This is a genomic window from Herpetosiphon giganteus (assembly GCF_016907925.1).
GTDB lineage: Bacteria > Chloroflexota > Chloroflexia > Chloroflexales > Herpetosiphonaceae > Herpetosiphon > Herpetosiphon giganteus.
Window position 1 is genome coordinate 1 of sequence record NZ_JAFBCZ010000081.1, and the last position, 1,312, is coordinate 1,312.

Here is a 1,312-nt window from a genome sequence, read left to right on the forward strand (position 1 = left end):
GTTTAAGGGCGGACAGGGACGCTCAACCAGGGGATACAGCACGACCTCGGTTTGGTATACTGGATGGTGACGAAACCAAACCCAGAGCAAAACCGAGGTCGTATGCCAAGTATACCAGCGCTTGCCCACTGGATCAACACCATCCTGCTGACCGCCATGCCCACCCTGTCGCCCTGGACTGCCCGTCGTCTCACCGATTGGCTCGTCAGCATCCTGCTCATGCAGTCCATCACCACCCGCGTGGTGGCGTGGGGCTGTGCCCTTGGTGTCTCCACCGCTGCCCATGCCGCCAGTCATGAACGACGATTGCGCCGCACCTATCGGGATTCCCAGCTCGCGTGGTCGCTCCATCGGGCCATCCTCACCACCACCCTGCGCTTCGCCCCTGCGGAACCCGTCACCGTCATCATCGATGAAACCACCCATACCGACCAGTGGACCCTGCTCACTGCCGCCCTCTGGTATCACGGACGCGCCATCCCGCTCGCCTGGGTGCTCCATCCCGGCAACACGCGCCGCGCCACCGCCTTCTGGACCGATACCGCCACCCTGCTCACGCGCGTCCGCCAGGTCATCCCCGCCACCACCCCGGTCATCGTCGTCGCCGACCGCGCCTTTGGCTGTCCGGTCTTTACCGATCAGGTAACGGCCCATGGCTGGAGTTGGGTCGTGCGCGTCCAAGGCCACACGCGTATGCTGCTGCGGGGCCATACCGAAGTTCCGATCCGCACGCTGGTGGGACGGGGCCAGCGCGTGGCGCGGCGGGGGCAGGCCTTCAAAAACGCGGGCTGGCGGACGGTGACGGTGGTCGCGACGTGGGCGGCAGCGGCCCAAGAACCGTTGTTGCTGGTCAGCAATCTGGCAGGAATTGGGGTGATCCGCCACGCCTATGGGCGGCGGTATGCGATCGAAGCGCTGTTTCGGGATTGGAAAACGGCGGGCTGGCAGTGGGAGGCGAGCCAGACGCGGAGCCAGACGACGCAGGAGGCACTGGTGCTGGGCATGGCGATCGCGACGGTGCTGGTGCTGCTCATCGGGACGGCGGAGGCACAGGCCGTCTTGGCCGAGCGCGGGCCAACGCCAACGCCGCGCCGCCCATGGGCGGCGCGGGAGAGTCTATTCCGGTTGGGGCGGTATGGGGTGCTGCGGTGGCTGTGGACCGGAACCAAGCTCGCCGTGGGAGAACGGCTGTCGCTGGCGGGAACCGCGTTTCACGAATGCTGGGCAACGACGGTGATGCGGGGCAGACGACTGGGCTTGGAAATGGCCTAACATCTATTGATAGCTATTCCTCAACCTGTCCGCCCTTAAA

1 protein-coding gene is annotated in these 1,312 nt (G+C 65.5%); it reads left to right on the forward strand.

Features of this window, described 5'->3' with window-relative positions; all coding sequences use genetic code 11:
* The first annotated feature begins 102 nt into the window (after window positions 1–102).
* Window positions 103–1,272 (forward strand): transposase, encoded by a 1,170-nt coding sequence (locus JOD20_RS26280; RefSeq protein WP_239584098.1) that lies wholly within the window; start codon window positions 103–105, stop codon window positions 1,270–1,272.
* Window positions 1,273–1,312 lie beyond the last annotated feature (40 nt).